The organism is Streptomyces sp. NPDC046900 (genome assembly GCF_040644975.1).
GTDB lineage: Bacteria > Actinomycetota > Actinomycetes > Streptomycetales > Streptomycetaceae > Streptomyces.
The window spans coordinates 1-1,538 of record NZ_JBEYXD010000246.1; the positions used below are offsets into that span (position 1 = coordinate 1).

The window sequence follows — 1,538 nt, forward strand, 5'->3', positions numbered from 1 at the left end:
CAACGTCGATCGTTTAGGCGGCTCGGCTGGGGTGTGAGTGTTCTGCCGATGTTGCGTCAGGTCGTGTGAGCTGAAGGATTGTCATGCCTGCGGGCGGGGTGATCGGCCTGAGCTCTTCGGGGAAGAGTTGGAGGCTGACGGTGTGGGTGACCCGGGTGGTAGCGGGCTCATCGGGGCGGAGGAGGCGGTATCCGGTGCTGCCGCGTTTGGTGGCGCGGGGCGCGGCGCGTCCTGGGCGGGGCGTGACGGCGGTGCGGATCAGGTCGGCCTGGACGTCAGCGAGCTTGGCGGCCAGTTTCCGAGGGGGGAAAGTCCGTCCCGACGGTGCGTCGGACGGCGGCGAGGGCGTGTTTGAAGCTGATGTGTGTCACGGGCAGGCCGGCGCGGTGGGCGGTGTCGGCGGTCAGGTGGCGCAGGGCCTGGTAGACGCAGAGCATGGCCCACAGTTCCTGCTCGATGAGGGCGGGGCTGTTCGAGCGCAGGGTCGCACTCCGTCCGCCGCGCTGCTCGATCTTGATGTTCTTGTAGATCGTTTCGCTGGTCCACCGGGCGGCGTACAGCTCGGCGAGCTCGCCCGCCGGGGCCTTGTCGGGGTCGAGCAGCGTGGTGATCAGGCAGAACAGCTCGGAGGTCTCCTCGGTGGAGCCGTCCGGCCCGATGGTGGTCGTGGTGACGGTGTACTCGATGACCCGGACCGGCATCCGCTCGCTCGCACGTCGGCCGCGCAGCTCGCTCAGGTAGGTGCCGTCGGGCAGGACCTCGACCAGCGGGAGGCGGAAGGACTCCGAGACACGCCACAGGAGTTGAGCGCCCCTCGCTGCTGAGGCAGTGCACAGGTCGTAGGCGGGAAAGCCCCGGTCGGCCATCAGCAGCACCCCCGGCTTCAGCAGGGGCAGCAGCCGTCGGGCCAGGGTGCGCTCGCCGACCGCGAAGGAGTCGAAGACGGCTCCGAGTAGGGACAGGGTTCCGCACTCGGCCAGGGCCAGCAGCCGCACCTGCGGGTAGGGGGCCGGCCGGGAGCCGTTGGAGGAGCGGGCGTAGGCGGCGGCGTTCGCGTCGCTGTCCGGCACGTCCAGCAGCGTGCCGTCCATCGACAGCAGCCGCAGCCCCCGCCAGAACGTCCCGGGCGTGGCGGCCGTGCCGCAGGCACCGGCGACCTTGTCGAACAGCAGCCGCAAGGGGGCCTGGCCCAAGCGGCGTCGGGCCACCACCAGCGAGCCCGCGTTCGCCGCACGCCAGCGCTCCCCGGCCCGGCGGGGGATGTTCTCCACCATCTCCCGCAGCACCAGTGCATAGCCCTGTCCGGTGAACAGCCACATCGCCAGCGTGAAGTACACCATCAGCGCCGACGGCAGCGACCGCGTCCGCTCCTCCCGCGCCCCCGCCTCCTCGACCGCCAGGTCCACCAACTCCGGCGTGAAAGTACGCGTGAGCAGCCCCAACCGCACCCGCTCCGGATAGCTCCCACCAGCAACATGATCACTCGGCACGAGACAGGGACTCTACCCGATCAAGATCATCTAATCGAACGACGTTGC

The 1,538-nt window shown here is 69.8% G+C and carries 1 protein-coding gene; it reads right to left on the reverse strand.

The genetic code is table 11. The features are described 5' to 3' along the window. Nucleotides 1–275: 275 nt before the first annotated feature. Nucleotides 276–1,490: an IS4 family transposase gene (locus tag ABZ904_RS51225; RefSeq protein WP_361831216.1), complete on the reverse strand. Its 1,215-nt coding sequence runs from the start codon at nt 1,488–1,490 to the stop codon at nt 276–278. Nucleotides 1,491–1,538 lie beyond the last annotated feature (48 nt).